This window comes from Thioclava sp. GXIMD4216, from assembly GCF_037949285.1.
Taxonomy (GTDB): Bacteria; Pseudomonadota; Alphaproteobacteria; order Rhodobacterales; family Rhodobacteraceae; genus Thioclava; species Thioclava litoralis.
The window spans coordinates 1-17,636 of sequence record NZ_CP149931.1 but is presented as its reverse complement, the minus strand read 5'-3'; the positions used below and the strand labels follow the sequence as shown (position 1 = coordinate 17,636).

Annotated in this window: 14 protein-coding genes; 4 read left to right on the top strand and 10 right to left on the bottom strand. The window is 56.9% G+C overall.

Annotated features, from left to right (window positions below; translation table 11 throughout):
* Nucleotides 1-50: 50 nt before the first annotated feature.
* A complete protein-coding gene (locus WDB88_RS18155) occupies nucleotides 51-605 on the bottom strand; it encodes a hypothetical protein (RefSeq protein WP_339110168.1) in 555 nt (184 codons plus the stop codon).
* A gap of 103 nt (nucleotides 606-708) precedes the next feature.
* Between WDB88_RS18155 and WDB88_RS18150 the strand changes: the two genes are divergently transcribed.
* Nucleotides 709-966 carry a helix-turn-helix transcriptional regulator gene (locus WDB88_RS18150; protein ID WP_339110167.1) on the top strand — a complete coding sequence of 86 codons (258 nt, stop codon included), beginning with the start codon at nucleotides 709-711 and terminating at the stop codon, nucleotides 964-966.
* A gap of 431 nt (nucleotides 967-1,397) precedes the next feature.
* Nucleotides 1,398-1,967, top strand: a complete 570-nt coding sequence (locus WDB88_RS18145) for a hypothetical protein (RefSeq protein WP_339110166.1) — start codon at nucleotides 1,398-1,400, stop codon at nucleotides 1,965-1,967.
* 557 nt (nucleotides 1,968-2,524) lie between these two features.
* Here WDB88_RS18145 and WDB88_RS18140 read toward each other — a convergent pair.
* The gene (locus tag WDB88_RS18140; protein ID WP_330628095.1) at nucleotides 2,525-3,673 is read right to left on the bottom strand and encodes an HPP family protein; all 1,149 of its coding nucleotides are present in this window, start codon (nucleotides 3,671-3,673) and stop codon (nucleotides 2,525-2,527) included.
* Between the two features lie 122 nt (nucleotides 3,674-3,795).
* Entirely contained in the window at nucleotides 3,796-4,221 is a 426-nt protein-coding gene (locus WDB88_RS18135; RefSeq protein WP_339110165.1) for an Rrf2 family transcriptional regulator, read from the bottom strand.
* Nucleotides 4,222-4,368: 147 nt separating this feature from the next.
* On the opposite strand from WDB88_RS18135, the gene hmpA reads away from it, so the two are divergent.
* On the top strand, nucleotides 4,369-5,550 hold the full coding sequence (gene hmpA, locus WDB88_RS18130) for an NO-inducible flavohemoprotein (RefSeq protein WP_339110164.1): 1,182 nt from the start codon (nucleotides 4,369-4,371) through the stop codon (nucleotides 5,548-5,550).
* A 246-nt stretch (nucleotides 5,551-5,796) separates the two neighbouring features.
* Here the strand turns inward: hmpA and WDB88_RS18125 are convergent, their stop codons facing one another.
* A complete protein-coding gene (locus tag WDB88_RS18125; protein ID WP_339110163.1) occupies nucleotides 5,797-7,167 on the bottom strand; it encodes an IS1182 family transposase in 1,371 nt (456 codons plus the stop codon).
* Between the two features lie 231 nt (nucleotides 7,168-7,398).
* On the opposite strand from WDB88_RS18125, the gene WDB88_RS18120 reads away from it, so the two are divergent.
* Nucleotides 7,399-7,971: a recombinase family protein gene (locus WDB88_RS18120; protein WP_339110162.1), complete on the top strand. Its 573-nt coding sequence runs from the start codon at nucleotides 7,399-7,401 to the stop codon at nucleotides 7,969-7,971.
* A 92-nt stretch (nucleotides 7,972-8,063) separates the two neighbouring features.
* On the opposite strand, the gene WDB88_RS18115 is transcribed toward WDB88_RS18120, so the two are convergent.
* The 6 genes from WDB88_RS18115 to mobV form a co-directional block, all read right to left on the bottom strand.
* Nucleotides 8,064-11,252 carry an N-6 DNA methylase gene (locus tag WDB88_RS18115; RefSeq protein WP_339110174.1) on the bottom strand — a complete coding sequence of 1,063 codons (3,189 nt, stop codon included), beginning with the start codon at nucleotides 11,250-11,252 and terminating at the stop codon, nucleotides 8,064-8,066.
* A 3-nt stretch (nucleotides 11,253-11,255) separates the two neighbouring features.
* Nucleotides 11,256-12,179: a nucleotidyl transferase AbiEii/AbiGii toxin family protein gene (locus WDB88_RS18110; RefSeq protein WP_339110173.1), complete on the bottom strand. Its 924-nt coding sequence runs from the start codon at nucleotides 12,177-12,179 to the stop codon at nucleotides 11,256-11,258.
* Nucleotides 12,172-13,053: a hypothetical protein gene (locus WDB88_RS18105; RefSeq protein ID WP_339110172.1), complete on the bottom strand. Its 882-nt coding sequence runs from the start codon at nucleotides 13,051-13,053 to the stop codon at nucleotides 12,172-12,174. The genes WDB88_RS18110 and WDB88_RS18105 overlap by 8 nt, the downstream gene beginning before the upstream one ends.
* Before the next feature lie 696 nt (nucleotides 13,054-13,749).
* Nucleotides 13,750-14,418 (bottom strand): ParA family protein, encoded by a 669-nt coding sequence (locus WDB88_RS18100; protein WP_339110171.1) that lies wholly within the window; start codon nucleotides 14,416-14,418, stop codon nucleotides 13,750-13,752.
* Nucleotides 14,419-14,532: 114 nt separating this feature from the next.
* On the bottom strand, nucleotides 14,533-15,567 hold the full coding sequence (locus WDB88_RS18095; protein ID WP_339110170.1) for a replication initiator protein A: 1,035 nt from the start codon (nucleotides 15,565-15,567) through the stop codon (nucleotides 14,533-14,535).
* 224 nt (nucleotides 15,568-15,791) lie between these two features.
* Entirely contained in the window at nucleotides 15,792-17,336 is a 1,545-nt protein-coding gene (gene mobV / locus WDB88_RS18090; RefSeq protein ID WP_339110169.1) for a MobV family relaxase, read from the bottom strand.
* Nucleotides 17,337-17,636 lie beyond the last annotated feature (300 nt).

Here is a 17,636-nt window from a genome sequence, read left to right as displayed (position 1 = left end):
AATTCCCGGATCGGGCCTCCAATACTCGGAGGTCTCCGGCCCGACCCGGATCAGTCGTCACCCCACAGCTCGTCCATGAACCCCTTCTGGTCGAAGTCGGGATCAACCGGCCCGATCTTGGCGGTAAGTCTGCGGGCTATCTTCCGGCGCGATGTCTTGAGTATGGGAAGGGGAACCTCGAAGACCTGCGTTGGCTCCGTGGGCATCTCAGGGTACCAGCCCCATGCGAACCGGCGATCAAGTTGCGATAGAGCATCTTCGCCTAGCCAGCCCAGATAGCCGCAGGTCACGACCCGCTCGCTATCGGAAAGCTCGTGGCCGGTCGTGAAAGAACGGCTGTCCGATAATCCTGATCTAGGGGCCATCTGTTGGTCCAGATTTTTCACGGCGGCGCTGCCCTCAGACGTCAGGCCGATGCCCTCGAATTCTCTGGAAGGGAGGTGCCGGATTTCGACACGAATTCGCTCCGGTTCTGCAAGGCCGGCGGCGACCAGATGCCGGGCGGCGTCGATGTCGACATAGCCACGGCTGTTCAGTTGCATCAGGGCCTGTCCTGTCTTGGTGAGCCTGGTCAGGATCATTGAATGCTGAAGGGGCTGGCTCATGAGGCGTCTCCTTGAAGCTGGTCTGGAATGCGCTGAATTATCCATTTTTTAGATAATCTGAAAAGCAGATTACCGCTTGCGCCCAAAGAGGTGGCGCAGCGACATGACGAAGACGATCAGAAGCACAGGTCATGTGGCTTTATGTGAGGCGCTGATCAACGCCCGGAAAGCGGCAGGCCTGACGCAGGCAGGAATGGCCGAGCGCCTTAAGTGCCATCAGTCTCTGGTTGCCAGGATCGAGAGTGGCGAGCGCCGGATCGATGTCGTTGAGCTGGTGGTTCTTGCCCGTGCGATCGGTGTTATGCCGTCCATGCTTCTGGAGCAGGTCGCGGATGCGACTGAGCCAGATCATCGGATCTGACTTCATCTTCCCAAAAGTATCCTCGGGGGAGCGCCGTCAGGCGCGGGGGCAGACAGCCCCTTTGCAAAAGAACAAAAGATGAATTCCTTCGTGCCATTTCGTTGAAAATTGAGCTGATATATTCTATATATGGTGGCCTCGTAGGCTCGAATCATCAAGATGAGCCAATTCAGAAAGGCGCGTCTTGTCCGAGCACGAATATTCAGTTGTAGGTCACAGCCGATCCAAGGTCGGTATGTACATAGCCTTCTTCGCGGGAACGATTGCCGGTGCCATAGCTGTTGGAGCGGGCCTTCTCATGACCGTAGCGCGTGATGCCGGATACCTTCCACGGCTTTTTGAAGTTTGGTTGCGTGGCGGTAACATGCTAATAATCGTCGGATTAGCCGACGGGGTTTTACGTTCATTGAACTTATTAAAGAGATGCAGTGATGATTGAAGATGGAGCAATGGACTGGGGCGAGGGTGGCCCTAAACCGGCGGCCGAGGGCTTCGATATGGAGGCCCGTCAAAAGTCGATTTATGAGTGGGTGCGGCAGGTGCGCGGTGGGGTTCTTGGCGGTGCCTTCACCATTGAGCGGCACACAAGCGCGGCCATCGTCTACTTTATGCTCGGCGACCGGGTTAAGCGCGACGACGTGCAGGCCGCGTTTGATGAGGGGCTGCTAACCCCACTCACCTTCGAGCGACGTAACAACGTGGTGTTATTGATAGCCCCGAACTTCCTGACAGAAGACGAGGTGAAGACACTCAGGGCCGACCTGAACGAGCTGCGCACCATTCGAAATTCGATGGCTCACAAACCGTTTTGGTTCCATCCAGAGTTGAACGATAAGGGAGAGGTGTTTAACCTTGTTCCAATGATTCAGCGCGGCAAGGCGCCTCTCGCGTTAACCACATCGTTCATCGAAAAGCTAAACGAGAAAATTGGCAGCTTGATCGAACGAAGCTCCAATCTCGCCGTCGCCGTAGTAGAGCAAGAGGTGAGGAAAAAAGAATAATGCTTTCAGTGGAGGCAATTGATGCCCCGCGAAGGACTATCCTAGCCTTTGCGTTCGTTTTTACCTTGTCTGCTTCGGATTGGCCGCGGCCATTAGAGATCTAGCTTTGAACGGCGGCTTCGTCCGCATTTTGAGCCTTCGCCTGCCCTGCGTCCAAGGTCCGGTCCGGGTCGGAAATGCTCGGCGGTTGGGTCGGGATTGCTTGCCACGCCACGCTGCCAACACTCAGAAAACCGCAGCTTGGAGTCGCTTTCGCTAGACGTTCGACAGCCTGACCGCCGCGCAGCGCCAACGGCGCGAAGTGTGGCCCCGGGCCACATTCCAGATCAGCCGTGAGCCCCGCAACCGGGGATCTCAATCGAGAAAAAGCCCGCGCTGTCCAGCGTGGCCCCTAGGGCCGCGCCTTGCATCCTGCGATGCTGGACAGCGCCCATATCGCCACGGGAAGCGAGCAGGTTGTGGGCAGGGCGGGCGTCGCAAAAGGCCGAGGCAAAGCCGAGGGAACCTGGTCCTGTTTCTGTATCTTGGTCTCTTGATAGCGTTCCCGCCTTGACTGATCACTGGTTAGTGCGTGCAGCGCTGCGCGCCAGAGCAGCGATCAAATCCGTGCGTGTGACGATGCCCACGATTTTTCCGTACTCAATGACGGGGACGGCGTCAGTGTCTCCGTCTGCCATCATTGGCAGAAGAGCCCCAATCGGCGTGTTGGTTGTTGCTCGGGGCCCTGCCACGCTCATAATGTCCCCTGCCACTATTGGTTTTTCGCGTTCGCGATCCAGCAGCCGTCGCAGGGCTGCCCCGTATCCTCTATCAAGGCGCATCGCGTCACTACGGGCTTGAGTGATGAGGTGCATTTGAAAAATCACCCCCAAGAATGTCTTGTCGGCTTCAATCACTGGAAGAGAGGTGAACCGGTGCTGTCTGAAGAGGTCGGCAATATCACCGAGGGATGTGCCCGGACCGACGGTGACGAGGTTTCGGGACATGATGTCCTGAGCTGACAAAGGTCCTGAGGAATGCGCGGCGGCTTGTAGTTCTGCTGCACCGATTAGCCGTGCGAGGTCTTCGACGCCCAAGTTGAACGATTGGCTGTAACGCTCAAGTATATTGGTCAGTTCGTCCTCTGACAGTCCCAGGCGTTCCGTGGGGTTACGATCATCAGTTCCGTGCTTGCTGAGATCATCAAACTGCCTGAACGGGTAGTGACGTCCAGTCAGGCGCGCATAGATGACGGCTAGAACTACGAGTGCCGATGTGCCCATTGCAATTGGGGTGAGAGCAAACCAGAAGCCAAGATGCGTGACGGCGTCGGGCGACATGGCTGCAGTCATAGCGACCGCACCCGCAGGAGGATGGACTGCCCGACACAGAATGGTTGCGGTAATAGCGAGCCCCACTGCCAAAGCAATCCGCAAGGTTGGATCGGAAACAGTCAGACAGACGGCGACGCCGACAATCGCCGCAACCGTGTTCCCGACAATCGCCGACCATGGCTGTGCAAGCGGGCTGTTGGGAACGGCGAACAGCAATACTGACGATGCCCCGAAAGGCGCAACGAGGTAGAGACCCAGTTCCATGTCAATCTGGGGAGAAAGAAGAAAAATTCCGGTCAGCCCGAGGCCAATCAATGCCCCCAGCCCTGCGCGAAACGCTTCAATGCCCGAGACGCGAGCAACGGCGGGACCTAATGACTTCAGAATGTGCAAGCTCGAACCTATCCGTTCTAGAAAGAAATGTTGGCGCTGCCTGGTACCAAGCGCTGGAGCAGCTGGTGCCAGAGAGCACACTGACCTGACCACCGACATCGTCGTCTCAGATTTGGCTTGAGCTAGGCTGTATCCATACCGAAATCGCTTGGAGCAAGTGCGACATCAGCAACAGAATATCGGCCAATCGTTTCGATGAATGCCTTTCGCGCGGCGATTAACGGTGGGATCAGTTTGCAGCTTTCGGTAATCGTGCAGCGGTTACCGGTACGCATGCATTCCACCAGGTCGAAATCCGTTTCCATATGTTGAATAATGTCGCCGACAGAGATTTCTGAGGCTTCACGCGCGAGGTATAAACCGCCTCCACGTCCTCGCTGCGCGGAAAGCAGAGCTCCTTGGGTCAGGGAACTGACTACTTTCATGATTGTACTGCGCGGAAGAGCATAGGTCTGCACGATCTGATCAATGTTGAAGCGCCGCGGATGGACCGACGCGGCATAGATCATAATTCGTAGCGCCAGGTCTGTGGTGTCATTTAGCCTCATCAGTTGTGCCCTTTCCGTTCCGCTCGGAGTCTTCGCGAAAAAAAATGCGACAGTATGACGCACTGTTAAATACATTCCGTCAGTTGGAATCATTTTATTACGCCTTATAGATTCCAATGATCGGAACCTATAAGGCAGGAGAACGGCATGGCCAAGCCCCTCACCGAGGCAACTCTGGAAATCATCGAAGCAACAGCGCCGGTCGTGGCTGCTCACGCAGATCAGATCGTGCCCAGCATGTACAAACGGCTGCTTGCCGCCCCCGAAATCAGGGCGCTTTTCAACATGTCCCATCAGCACGGGAACTCTCCACAGCACAAGGCGCTGGCAGGAGCGCTAATTGCCTATGCCACCCACATCCGAAACCCGGGCGTCTTGGTATCTGCGCTGGAACGTATTGCGCAGAAACACGTGGGCCTACAAATCTTGCCGGAACACTATCCCCACGTTGCCAAAGCTTTGCTAGGCGCTGTCTCCGAGGTTCTTGGAGAAGCTGCCACTCCTGCTATCCTTGAGGCATGGGGCGAAGCCTACTGGTTCCTTGCGGATACGCTGATCGAGCGGGAAGAGGAAATCTACTCAGTTTCAGCGGCGGCCGAAGGAGGGTGGCGAGGATGGCGACGTTTTGAGGTCATCGAGAAGTCCCCGGAAACCCCAGAGATTACATCCTTCGTCCTGCGCCCGGTTGACGGAGGATCCGTTTTGCGCCATCGCCCCGGCCAGTATTTGAGTTTCCGCTTCGCCCCGGAAGAGGGAGAAGAGTTTCGTCGGAACTATTCGATTTCCTCCGCTCCAAATGGCAAGACCTACCGTATTACCGTTAAGCGTGAGCCAGGAGGCCGGATTTCCAACTGGCTTCACGACAGCGTGGGCGTCGGATACGAAATTGACGTCTCCGCTCCTGCGGGCGAATTCTTTCTCGATCCTGCCGGTAAGCATGATGTTGTTCTTCTCTCCGGCGGCGTCGGTCTTACGCCTATGGTGTCGATGTTGGAAAGTTATGGTGGGGGAAATCGACGTATCGTGTCCGTGCACGCGGCCCGCGATCGCGAGCGCCATGCAATGCGGAACGCGCTGAGCCTCGGAGCGACCGAAAGTTACGTCTTTTATGAGCAACCCACAGATGCGGATCTGAACGCGGGTGTCCGCCCTGGTCAGATTGACGTAAGCTGGCTGGCCGGTATTAGTGATACGGGCTCCACGGACTACTTCGTTTGCGGTCCAGTCGGTTTTATGAAAGCCATAGTCGGCGGTCTTCAGGCTGCCAATGTTCCGGCTGCGCGTATCCACTATGAATTCTTTGGCCCTGCAGCAGAACAGATTAGCTAGTGGACGGATTTCTACGCACCGAATGGTGGGGTTAGGCTCCCCTTTCTGGGGCGATCTCGAACAACCCCTTCCGGGAGTTGCGCCACGGCGCAGCTCCCAGTTTTCTGCGGTTGGGAGCCACTTCATCGTCATACTGCATTTGTACCGGCTGATCGCTGAATGTCCGGAAGGTCCGGATATTGTTGAAAAAGTCGACGTTCGAAGCGTTTTGCGTACGATCCTAAAAGATCGGCTTGCCGACTTCGCTCATGCTAGGGCTGGCCTGGTCACCAACTTGGCCAGTTTGCGGAGGTTCTGGGCGGTTGCGGCGAGTTGGAATTGTTCGGTTGCACCTTTGGGTCCACGCAGCCGCATCATGCGCAGGCCGATATATCGTTTCAGATGGGCAAAAAGCATCTCGACCTTTCGCCTTTGCATGAACGAGGTCATGTAGGCGTCGGTTTTGCGAATTTCGCGAGCAATGTCTCGGGCCGCTTCGTGAACCGAGCGGAGCACTTTTCGGGCGGGTTGGGTCGGGCAGCATTGCGCTTTCAGGTGGCAGGTGTCGCAGTCCTGCTTGCGCGCGCGGTAGCGGATCAATCCGTCCTTGCTGACATTCGTGGCGCGCGGCTTCGAGAACTTCCGGCGGGACGTCTCGAGCGTATTTCCGGCAGGACAGGTATACCGATCGGAGGTCGTATCGTAGACGAAGTCGTCCCGCGAGAAGGTGCCGTCGGTGCGTTTCGATTTGTCCCAGACGGGGATGTGAGGGGCAATCTTGCGCTCCTCCACCAGCCAGCCCAACATTTCGGCCGATCCGTAGCCTGTATCGCCGACCAACGTTCCGGGTTTGATGCCAAAGCGTTGCTGAACGCGGTCGATCATGTCCCGTGCGGCGCGCGCTTCCGCTGGCCGTATCGGAGCTGTTGGCTCGACATCGACGATCACAGCATTATCCAAGTCCACCAGATAATTGGTAGAATAGGCAAAGTATGCGGCACCGCCGTCGGCTCCCGTCCAACGGGCGGCCGGGTCTACCGGCGAGATGTACTTGGGAACGACTGCGGTTGCAGCGCCAAAGGCCGCATCGTCGAGCGTTTCGATATATTCACTCACGGCGCGAGACAGCAGCTCCGGGGGCAGGCCTTCCTTGCTGTCAACGCCTCGCGTCTGATTGGCATTCGCCGGTATCAAGCTGGCATCGACACCGAAGCTGTGACCACCGACCAAACCTTCGTCGATGCATCGTTGCAGGACGGTCTCGAACAGATGACGGAACAGCCCGCTCTCGCGAAAGCGCCCGTGCCGGTTCTTGGAAAATGTCGAATGATCCGGCACCGCGTCGGTCAGATCGAGCCGGCAAAACCAACGATACGCCAGATTGACATGAACCTCGTCGCAAAGCCGCCGCTCGGACTGAATGCCCATGCAATAGCCCAGCAGAAGCATGCGGATCATCAGCTCGGGATCGATCGAGGGGCGCCCGCCAGAACTGTAGAACGGTGCCAGCATTGGCCGTACATCCGAAAGGTCAAGGAACCGGTCGATACCGCGCACCGGGTGATCCAACGGCACGAAGTTCTCTATAGAGAAATCGTAAAACAAAGCGCCCTGCGCAACTTGCCTTGGCCCCATCATTGCAATGACCTCCACTCTTAGAACGAGTGAATCAAAGCCTCGGGCGTCAAGCAACGGACTTTTTCAACAATATCTCCGCACACCAGACATAAACCCCGTGACAGAACTTATGCGCCTAAAACGGTCGTTTTTGTCCAAGCCCCCTGCCCCACGTTAGATCAATCAGTTAGCTGTGACAAAAACCATAGGCAAAACCTTTGCGGTTCTGGCAGGTTTTTGTCACAGTGACGCATGATCATCGGATATGCCCGCGTCAGCACTGGCGACCAGAGCCTTGATTCACAAGCTGACGCCCTTTCGGCCGCCGGAGCCGGGAGGATTTTCGCGGACCGGATCAGTGGATCGAAGCGCGCGCGGACCGAGCTGGATCGGATGCTGGATCAGCTCCGCGAGGGCGACGTTGTGACAGTCACCAAATATGACCGTCTGGCCCGGTCCCTGAAAGACCTTCTGGAGATCGTCGCGGCGATCCGTGCGAAAGGTGCTGGGTTCCGGTCCCTGGCCGAGGACATCGACACCACGACCCCGGCAGGTCGCCTGACATTCCATGTATTCGCATCCATCTCGCAGTTCGAACGCGAGCGGATTGCCGAGCGAACCATGGAGGGGCTGGCGGCGGCCCGCAAGCGCGGCCGGGTAGGAGGTAGGCCCCCTGCCCTGTCGCTTGCCCAGAAGGCCGAGGTGCGCCGGATGCGTGACGAGGAACAACGCGCAATCTCCGAGATCGCGCGGCTCTTCGAGGTCAGCGAGCGGACGGTGCGGCGGGTTGAGAAGCGTATTCAACCCAGTCTTCAGAAACCTTGACGCCCGCCGGGCGAGGCAAGTTACGTGTCCTGGTCGTCTGCATTACCGTTCGAAAAGCTTTGAACCCAAAGGTCTTGGTGCTGGTGTATCGGTCATATGGCCGCCTCCAACAGCGCGATTTCGTCTTCGGTCAGGTCGAACAGGTCATAGACGATGCTGCCGATCCGGGCTTCGGCCTGGGCGATTTCGGCGGTCAGGCGGGCGATCTCAGCGCGGTCGCGGTTGATCCAATCCTCCCAGTCGGAGCGATCAGCAAGCGGGATGTCGGCCTTGAACACCTTCTTCACCTCGGCGCGGAAGGTGGCGAAGTCGGGCAGGGTCCACCATTCCTTGAGCTTGTTGGTGAGCTTGGGTTCGCGTCCAGGCGGGCAGAGGTCTGGTAGGCGGCGCGTGAGAGCGGTTTGGAGTGCCAGGCGTTTTTGGGCCGCTGTCTGGCAACTGTTGGTTAGGCCCTCAAGGTCGGTTTTCTGCTCAGCCGAGATTTTTGGTATCACGGCCTGCTCGACAAACTGAGAGTGCATTTGGTGGAAGCCACCACGAACAGGAACACTGTTTCCGGTGATCGTGAACCAAGCCACTTTGGAGTTCAGGAAAGCTGCGAGCCAGGCGTCGTCTGAACCGATAAAGTAGCATTTGTTGTTCGTGAAATGTCCGTCTTCCAACTGGAACTGTGGCACATTACAAAATTCAGGGTAGAGCACCTTTGCGCCCTCAAAGTAAGGCAAGTAGGCCTCCTGCGCCTGTTGGAGCTCGAACCATTCCTGCTTGGTGGCCCGCTTTTCCAGCTGATCCTTGAATGGAAGTAGCCAATCCCGAATGGCTGGATAATCGTCAATGTTGATCCGGTTTTTAGGGATGTAGATCAGCCACAGGCCGCGCGGTTCGGCCCGCCAGCGTTTCAGGTCTTTGCCTTCGAGGAAAGGATGCAGAAGATCGGCAGACTTTGGGTCCTGGGCGCAGAGGCGCTCCTTGGTGGCGTTGTCGATCACAAAGGCAGCGTTCAGGCCTGTTTTGATACCGTAGAGCGGTGATCCGTAAACGTCCTTTAGAGTTTTTCTGCCTGTCCTGATCTTGTCGCGCAGGGCGCGCAGGGCAGGGTTTTCCAGTTCCCACGATCCGGCACCCAAGGCCGTCTGTGGATATGGGCCGGCAGCAGCTTCCCAAGTGGCCAAGAAGTTGTTTTCCGGCAGGGCATCCACCTTCCAAAAGCGCAGCTCATGCCCTTTGGGCGCGGCCCCGCGTTTCATGATCAGGATCGCCGGATAGGTGGTTACGCCCTCGAAGACTTGCAGGTCGCCAAAATCGACCACGCTTTCGATAGTGGCCTCTTTCAAAAGGTATTCGCGCAGGGGCTTGCCCGAGCCAGTCTTGAAAAAAGTGTTCGAGGAAATGTAGCCCAAGCGCCCGCCCGGTTTCAGCAGGCGCAGGCCGCGTTCGTAGAAATAGCAGTAGAGATCGGCCCGATCGGACACGACCTCATAGCGCTTTTCCAGATAGGGTTTCAGCAGCTTCAGGAATTCCATCCGCACATAGGGCGGGTTGCCCAGGACCACGTCGAAACCGCCTTCGGCAAAGACACCGGGGAAGGCCGTTTCCCAAGTGAAGGCGTGGTCGAGATAGGCGAAGTTGCTGTCTTCGATCAGGCTATCGCCGACGCGGATACTGCCCGAGAGGCTGTCGAGAACCTTGCCACGTCGGGCGGTCTTGATCCAAAGCGACAGTTTGGTGATCTCGATGCTTTCTTCGTTCACGTCTACGCCGAAGAGATTGCCGGTCAGAATTTCACTATCTGGGACATAGTCGAGTAGGTCCCCAAAATATTCAGCTTTCGGAAGCAAGTCTTTGATCTTGTCGTTCACGCGGGTCAGTTCGGCCTTCATGAAGTCGAAGGCCATGATCAGGAACACACCTGAACCACAGGCGGGATCAACAATGCGCAAGGTTCTCAGGCGCTCGCGATAGGCCTGCCAGGCTTCCAGTTCGGCCGACTTTTTCCGCCAGGAGATGTTTTCGTAGTCGCTGACATCCGCGCCCTTCTTGGCATGAGCGCGTAAGGTGTCCTCAAAAATTTCTCTCAGGTGCGTGCCAAGAGTCTCGGCCACGATGAAGCGTGCAATGTAATCAGGAGTATAGACGACACCGTCACGCTTGCGTCGTCCGCTTGTGCCGGTGGTTTTCTCGGGCTCTTCTTCTTCACCGCGCGCGATCGCCTGCAGGCGTTCCACGTCCGCGATGGACTGTTCAAAAATGTGGCCTAGGACGGTGACCGAGACTTCGGATGCGAAGTCATAGCCGCCTAAGGTCTTGAACCCTTCACAGACGTCATCGGATATGATTAGCCCGTTGATCACCGCGTCTTCGCGGAACAGGCCGCCATTGTATCTTGGGATCTTCAGCTCATCGCTACCCAAGTCGATGGCACGGAATAGGCCTTTGAAATTGTCCCAGATGGGGCGAGGGTTGTAAGGGTCACGCGCGATGAAGGCGTTTTCCAGTGTGTTGTTTGGCAGCAGGCCGGTATCTTCGGCAAAGGCGATGAACAGCACCCGATCGAGGATCTTCTGCGCGATGGCAATCGCATCGAGGGGGGCGATCGAGGCATCGGCTTTTTGGACCGCGCTCAGGAGCTTGAGGCGCAGGTCCTTGTAGTCCTGATACAGGCTGTCGGTGATGTCCTTGTCTTCGCGGCGGCTTTCTTTCAGCAGATCAGCCGTGCGGCCAGACAGCAGATTCTCCGCTGACAGGAGCAGCATGAAGCGCGCGTATTCTTCGGGGTCTGTCAGCTGGTCGAGGCGGAATTCCTCATAGGCCGAGGTGCCTTCCCCGAAGCCGTAGAAGCGCAGCTCGATCATGTTCGAGACCAAAACCCATTTTACGCCGCGTGCGTTCATGGCGTATTCCCACGCCTGTTGAACGGGGCTCTTGTTCCGGCCCGGCATGATTGCATCGAGGTCGCGGGTATCCGCGCCCTTCAGCTCGAATGGTGCCACGATGTCAGGTGTCTTGCCGCCAAAGCGGCCAAGCGCCAGATCGACGCTGCCGCGCAGAATATTTTGTTCGGTTGAGACGTTGTAGTCTGCCCCGCCAGCTGGACCGTGGTAACCGAGAACACCTTCAACGATCTTGGAGGCGAACTGCCCGTGCAGGGCGGTCTCTTTTAGGCGTTCAATCCGGCCCGAGCTTATCAGCTCCGCCCAGGCTTCCAGCGCAGCCAGATGATCTGCTGGGATTGGATCGTCTTTGATGTGGCGCTTCAGGGTCTTACGGTTGAACAAATTCATAAATTAATGGTCTTTCTTGGTGCCGCCCCATGGCAGCGAAACATAGAGATCGTGCATGAGAGAGAAGCGCTCTTCAAAGGGCGGTAAATCACCGATTTCGAGGGCGAGCGTTTCCCATTCAGCCTGGGCGCGTTGTTTGATTTCCGGGTCATCCATGGATTCTCGATTGGCTTCGATCCCACGGCTGCGGCATTTCTCGATCAACGTGGTTAGGATGGCTGTTCTGTCAGCATCGCTGAAATCATTTTTGCCAATCAGAAATGCGATGTCGTAGACGTCCTGTCGCCGGTTGCGCTTGCGTATGGTTTGCTGAAGCAGAGCACGGAATTTTTCGGCGACGAGCTCATGGATAGTGAACGCGCGTACCGCCACACCGGCCCCGTGCAGGTTCAGCTCCTGAAAGGCATAGACCTGATCGCGGAAGCTGATCTCGACATCAAGAACTCGACTTGCCTTGCCGTCCGCCAGCCGGACCTCTTCACCTGTGCCGCGCTTGGCGGATCCAATGCGGACCCGGAGCGCGGGGAATTCGTGATCCTCGAAATTCTGGGCGCGTGGCATCTTCTTCACTGATTGAACCCGACAAAGAAGATCAGGGTAGCCGAGCTTGATCGCGGTGCGGGGCAGCATCTCATTCAGCTCGGTGGTGATTTTCTCTGTCAGGTCATCAGGTTCTGCCATGGAGGTGAAGTCCACATCCCCGGTGACCCGATTGCTCTTGAAAGCTAGGGCCATGACCGCCCCGCCCTTCAAGACGAGCGTTTTCGACAGTGAGGGGGCTAAGCCGATTGCCCCTAAGACAATCTCCGTTACTTGGCGATCTCGATAGAGTGTTGGGTCTGCGCGCGCGGTTTCGACCCATGCACGAACATCGACATCGACGATGTCGAATTTGCTATCTTGCGCGTGGGGGTCGTTATCAGACATTTATTGAAATCATCCAGCGTTCTGAGAATTCAGGGGCGTACTCGGCGTCAGGGTCGAGTTTGCGCGATCCGCCCCGTTGAGCAAACTTCTCCCAGTTGTGCAGCGCCGGATCATCTATGTCCATGACTTCAGATAGAATATAGCCCGCGCGGACTTTGGCGATCTTGCTGTCCAGGACATCAATTGCAGCAATAATCTCGGGCACCCACTGATCCGCCTCATTTTCCCAGACATCGAGAACATGGCGCATGCCCCCACAAAGCTGCGGTTCAGCAAGCATGTCAGCGAAGGTTTGGCCAATCGAAGTGATCCGCGTCTCCTCACCACTGACGGGGGCCGGTGTCCACGGGTGGCTTGATACATGCACTACGACCGGGCGGCGACGGATCGTGTCCTTGAAGCCGGCCCTGTTCAGAACAGGCCTTTCGATCTGGTCCAGATCGGGCAGGTCTTTATGAACGCGCTCATCGCGGAGCGCATTCCAAAGCGGTCGTTTGGGGGTTGTCAGATGCAGTGCCTGTGGACTGCGATCAGTAAGGCCATAGCGCTGCATGGCAGACAGGTGGGAGACGTAGGCGAAGGGATCAGCGATGCAGGCGGCCTCTTCCGCCGAACCAGCTCTCGTTGATTGCGTGACACGCCAGACGCCGGAGCGGAAGTCAGAGTCCATGACAAGCGCCTTCCGCGCCTCAAGGCGTCGCAACGCATTTTTGGCGCGTGTCTGGTCCCAGTCGTGCGGAAGGCGCTTCAGCGGCTCGCCGTTCAGCGCTTTTTTGTGAAACAGATGGTAGCCTAGAACGAAGAATTCGTAGAAGGTTATGACGGGCAAGTCATTGTCATTTATAACTTTTTCTACGCCGTCTGTGAAATTCATCTGCAATCCTTACCCCTATGTCCTTAGGACATAGGGGTAAGGATTGCGTTATGTCAAGAGAGATTTCTGAGTCGAACAGAAGCGTGATTGGGTGAAGCGGGATGTCTATATGTCCTAAGGACATATAGACATCCCGCTCATATGTAAACTGGGCCAATAAGACTATTCAAACATCGCTAGTTGCTGAGGCTCCACCCAATGCCCACGGTGACGCTTGGCCGTTTCCAGTGTGATCAGAGCCGTGACGGCCTGGTTCGAGAACGAGAACCAGGCCATCCGGTAAAACCGGGCGACGTGCTTCGTAGGTTGGCGTTTTTTCAAGGTAGGTCTGCATGGCTCAGAGATGGTACTTGCGCGCGATTCCCAGGGCTTCTGCACTGTTCAGTGCCGGAGTATTCCTTGGTGCTTTCGATGCTCGTACGAAGGATCGGCTGTAGTCACTCCGCTGTGTATTGTTCCCAAAGCCGCTCGATTAGTTGCCCCTGAGTGATCCCAAGCCGTTCCGCCTCAGCCGCTATGGCTTCCCCTACCTTCGGGAAAACCTTTGGGTGGAGTTGCCAAGTGCGCGGGCTCGGCTTGCGGCCGGGCTTCTTTCGTGGCGTTCGATCAAGGAACCCCCTCGCCTCTCCCACTTCGTCCACGCGCCGAACCTCTTCGACGGTTGTATCTTTCGGGCGGGCCTTCAGTCCCGCCAGTCTATTTGAGTCGCTCATAGACAGCCTCCGCGAAACCTTGGGCGTTCGTGATAGCCATATCGACCTTGCCCCCCGTCACCATCTTCGGATCTTGCATCATCGCGGTCAGATCGAAGCCATAGGCGAAGATTTCAGAGAAAGCTGCCCGCGCGACCAGAGAAGGTTCGATTACGTCGATCCCCGCCCCGCGTAGCTGCTCTTCGAGTTCTTTCTGGACACGGCTTTTCACGGCCGCGCTCGTCTTGGTCAGAACGACCGCGTGGCGAATTTTGCGGCCGAGAGCTTCTTCTTCTTCCCGGACCAATGCGAGTGCTTCCGAGCCTATCTCAGCGTCAAGCGCAGTTGGCTGCATTGGCACGATCACCAGATCGGCCTGAGATATTGCCCGGCTGACGAGTTGCGAGGCGACGCCTTCGAGATCCACGACAACGATCCTGCCATCCCCGTCTGCGCCCCGGATCGTCGGAACAATTTCAGCTCGGCCGATCTCGCTCAGGAGCGTGACACCCTTTGGGGTGCCGTGAGATGCCCACCGGGTCAGCGATTTGTTCGGGTCGCAGTCCAAGACTGTGACCTCAGCGCCCATGCGGGCGAACTCAGACGCCAGAAGGACGGCGCATGTGGACTTTCCAACGCCTCCCTTGGGGCTTGCCATGACGATGACGGGCATTGCTCGAACCTGCCTTTTTGTTTTACCGGTTTTATATATTGAACCGGTTTTGTTTTCAATACCGGATAAGTTTCTCTTACCGGTATTATATCACATACCGGATTTGAACCGCACTTAGGGCCTGTCGCGTTTCTCGAACCACTTCCGGCAAAAGCCGACGAAAGCCCCATCCGCATCGCGCGGCGGTTCAAAAATCCACTCTCGCCATTCGCGTTCGAGGTAATGCACGTCCCAGCCTGGCGCGACCTGCCGGGCACGTTCATAGGTGACCGACTTTAGGGGCGGAACACGCCCCTGGATCAATGGGGCAGGGACCATCGTGCCGCGATTGGTGAAGATGATCATATCCGCAGCTTCATCAAAGGCGACGTTGTAGTCCGGCAAGTGGTCATGCTGAACCAGCTGCTTGATCATCTGGCGGAACCGCTTCTCCGGGCTTTGTGAGCCGGTCTTGAGCAAAAGTTTCGGTAGGGTGATCCGCCAGGTTCTTTGCTGCCCGCAGTGCTTTCGAGCGATCTCGTACACGCGGCGTTCGATTGGCTTGCGCAGACGAAAATAGTCCCGGTGCAAGGTCAGGACCTCTTCTTTCCGGATCGCGTTGAACACCCAATCCGACAGCTTCACCTCACACCAGAGTAGGCGGCCGTCCAACCCGTGCTTGCGACGGATCGAGGATGCGTCGATCAGACCGAAGCCGTCGATCTGCTCTTCATCGCCGCTGACAATGTTGGTCCTGATCCGTGTTCCTTCGAGGCGGTCAAGTGCATCGAGGAGGGATTGATACTCCCGACCGCTTGTTCCCCGGTTGGTGAAGATCAGCAGTTCCCGCGAGTTGATCCGAACGCGCGGCGACACCTGCTCACCCAGCTTCAGCTTCGCCATGATCTGACTGATGCAGTAGATCAGGATGTCCTTATCATAAATCGTGGCAAGACCTTTGACGCTCGGCGTGATTTCCAACCAGTTCTCGCCGTTCCTGTAGCGCTTAACCGTGGTCTCCGGCTTCTTGGAAAGGGAGTAAAACGGGTGCTCCATGTGCTGCATCACGTCCTTCAAGACCGCATCCGCCACATCGCAGATGAACAGATCGTGCTGAGGATGACGATCAGGCAGCAGGGGATCGTTTGAATTCGTGTTTTCAGTTACCATACGGGCACATTCGTGCTTTCAGTTACCAAAGTCAAGATTCGTGTTTTCAGTTACCAAAAACAGGATTTTAGTTACCGAGATTCGTGTTTTCAGTTACCAGAGTTTCGCATAGTGAGTTGGTTTCAATAAAAAAAATGATATTCCAAGTCAGCGTAACACTGAATCTAACACATATTTAACACCCACGAAGATCATGCGGCCTGTGGATAAGTCACTCTACCCAATCAGTGCCGAAGCCCTGGCTCCTGATGCTTAGGTCCATCTTCTACATCAGAGAGCCGCTCAATCATGCCGCGACGGACGCCAGCATCGACATCAATGTCCCCATAATCGAAGTAAGCCAGTGCCAGGCTGAGCTGTTGCTGCTGAGAAAGACGATCACCAAGGACGTCTTCCAGCACTGTCTCGTCACCCTGCTTCAGACCCACCAGCTGATCCGCTGAAAGAGAGCCTTCGATTTCCGCACGGAATGCCAGTCGTTCGTCCCGGCTGCTGAAGGGCGGGGTCACTCGATCCTGCGCCAGGTGAGCAAGAGCTTTCTGAACATAGGGCAGGGCACGAGCCTCGATCGCTATCCGTACCGGGTCTTTCCGTTTCGCCACCTTGCCATCCGCCATGGCATCCAAGGTCAGGTCCAGCGCCCGGTCGAACCGGGCCTGCTCTTCGGTCATCGCGGTACCGTCAGGAATGACCCGGTCATAGATGTCCACGATTTTATCGATCCGAGCTGGTGAACCTGCAGCGTCCTTGAGGACGCCAAGATCACCAACAAGAATTTTCCCTTCCAAATCGGCATAGGCTTCGAGGGCAGCGTTTGCCTCGGCCCCCTTATCAGCCAGTTCCAGGCTCGACACCAATCGCGACAGCGTTTCACGGGCTGCGTCGAGCTGGATCTTATAGCTCTGCTGCAGCGACTGAAGAGACTGGATCATCGACTGCGCCGTGTTCAGCTTCGCATCCATGTCGAGCTTTTCTTCCCGCATCTTCATCTGGTAGCCACGGAGCGCGTCTGTGGCGACTTCTGTGGCCCGTGCGTGCCAGTCAGCATCGCTTTCCTTGCCACCGCGCAGGAGAGAGCCTCTGACGCGCTCAGGGAGGGCTACAGCGTCTTCACCGGACATGTAGGCCCCATAGACCCGCTGCACGCGCTCGTGCCGCGCTGTGGAACCCTTGATGCCCCGCCGAAGGCCATGCTTCTCGCTGACCTTCTCCGCAAAGTCTGTCTGGAGATCGGAAAGAGCCTTCTTGTTCCCCACGAACGACCGGCAGTTCAGCTTGCCCCTGTCATCGAGGGGGATGGTCATCACCGTCATGTGCGGGGTGGTCTCGTCGCGGTGGACCATCGCTGAGAGGACGTTTTCCTTGCCGTGCCGGTTCTCGATCCAGCCAAGCGCATCCCGGAAGTACGTGTCCTGCTCCTCCCTGGTCATGGCTTTCATTTTCGCGGGCGAGCCACCGATGAAGTATTCCAGACCGTGCACGGCGTTCTTCCTGATCTTCTCGGGAGCCCGATCCTTCCACGCTGCCAGCACCTCCTTGCTGTTGTCGCCGCCGACCAGGATCGTGTTGTCGCTGGTCCTGTCTGGATCGGCATTCGGGGTCTCCCGCTCCCGGAAGCTATGCTGAAGGCTGGCCCCCATGTTGCCGAGCGTTTTGATCTTCGCAGTCCGCATGATGCCGAAGGATTTCCCCTCACCGTGAAGGCCCTGCATGCTGCCCCGTACCTTGGACCAGCCTTCATCAAGGAGCTTGCGGGGTTCTGCGGACATGGGAGCCTCCGTTTGAAGGAAGTGAGTATGTGTACTCACTAGACAATTTGATTCCGCGTCGCGCAACCCAATTGTCGTTCGCCCGCCAAGAGGCGGGAGAGACACATACTCACTTCCGTCAAACGGCCTGCCGTTTGGCAGGCGAAAACCCCCAAAATTACGGGGTGAAGGCAGACGGGCAGGGTTAGCAATGGCGTGAAATCTGGTCGTCTATTCCCGGCCGAAAGCGCCGGTCAGGTAGTCCTGTGCTTGCCGCCTGCCGTGCAGACTTGGCGCCAATGAAACCTTGGCATTCGTAGC

Coding starts and splice junctions, on each gene's coding strand:
- WDB88_RS18155 (WP_339110168.1), bottom strand. CDS start 605: ATGAGCCAGCCCCTTCAGCATTCAATGATCCTGACCAGGCTCACCAAG.
- WDB88_RS18150 (WP_339110167.1), top strand. CDS start 709: ATGACGAAGACGATCAGAAGCACAGGTCATGTGGCTTTATGTGAGGCG.
- WDB88_RS18145 (WP_339110166.1), top strand. CDS start 1,398: ATGATTGAAGATGGAGCAATGGACTGGGGCGAGGGTGGCCCTAAACCG.
- WDB88_RS18135 (WP_339110165.1), bottom strand. CDS start 4,221: ATGAGGCTAAATGACACCACAGACCTGGCGCTACGAATTATGATCTAT.
- hmpA (WP_339110164.1), top strand. CDS start 4,369: ATGGCCAAGCCCCTCACCGAGGCAACTCTGGAAATCATCGAAGCAACA.
- WDB88_RS18125 (WP_339110163.1), bottom strand. CDS start 7,167: ATGATGGGGCCAAGGCAAGTTGCGCAGGGCGCTTTGTTTTACGATTTC.
- WDB88_RS18120 (WP_339110162.1), top strand. CDS start 7,399: ATGATCATCGGATATGCCCGCGTCAGCACTGGCGACCAGAGCCTTGAT.
- WDB88_RS18115 (WP_339110174.1), bottom strand. CDS start 11,252: ATGAATTTGTTCAACCGTAAGACCCTGAAGCGCCACATCAAAGACGAT.
- WDB88_RS18110 (WP_339110173.1), bottom strand. CDS start 12,179: ATGTCTGATAACGACCCCCACGCGCAAGATAGCAAATTCGACATCGTC.
- WDB88_RS18105 (WP_339110172.1), bottom strand. CDS start 13,053: ATGAATTTCACAGACGGCGTAGAAAAAGTTATAAATGACAATGACTTG.
- WDB88_RS18100 (WP_339110171.1), bottom strand. CDS start 14,418: ATGCCCGTCATCGTCATGGCAAGCCCCAAGGGAGGCGTTGGAAAGTCC.
- WDB88_RS18095 (WP_339110170.1), bottom strand. CDS start 15,567: ATGGTAACTGAAAACACGAATTCAAACGATCCCCTGCTGCCTGATCGT.
- mobV (WP_339110169.1), bottom strand. CDS start 17,336: ATGTCCGCAGAACCCCGCAAGCTCCTTGATGAAGGCTGGTCCAAGGTA.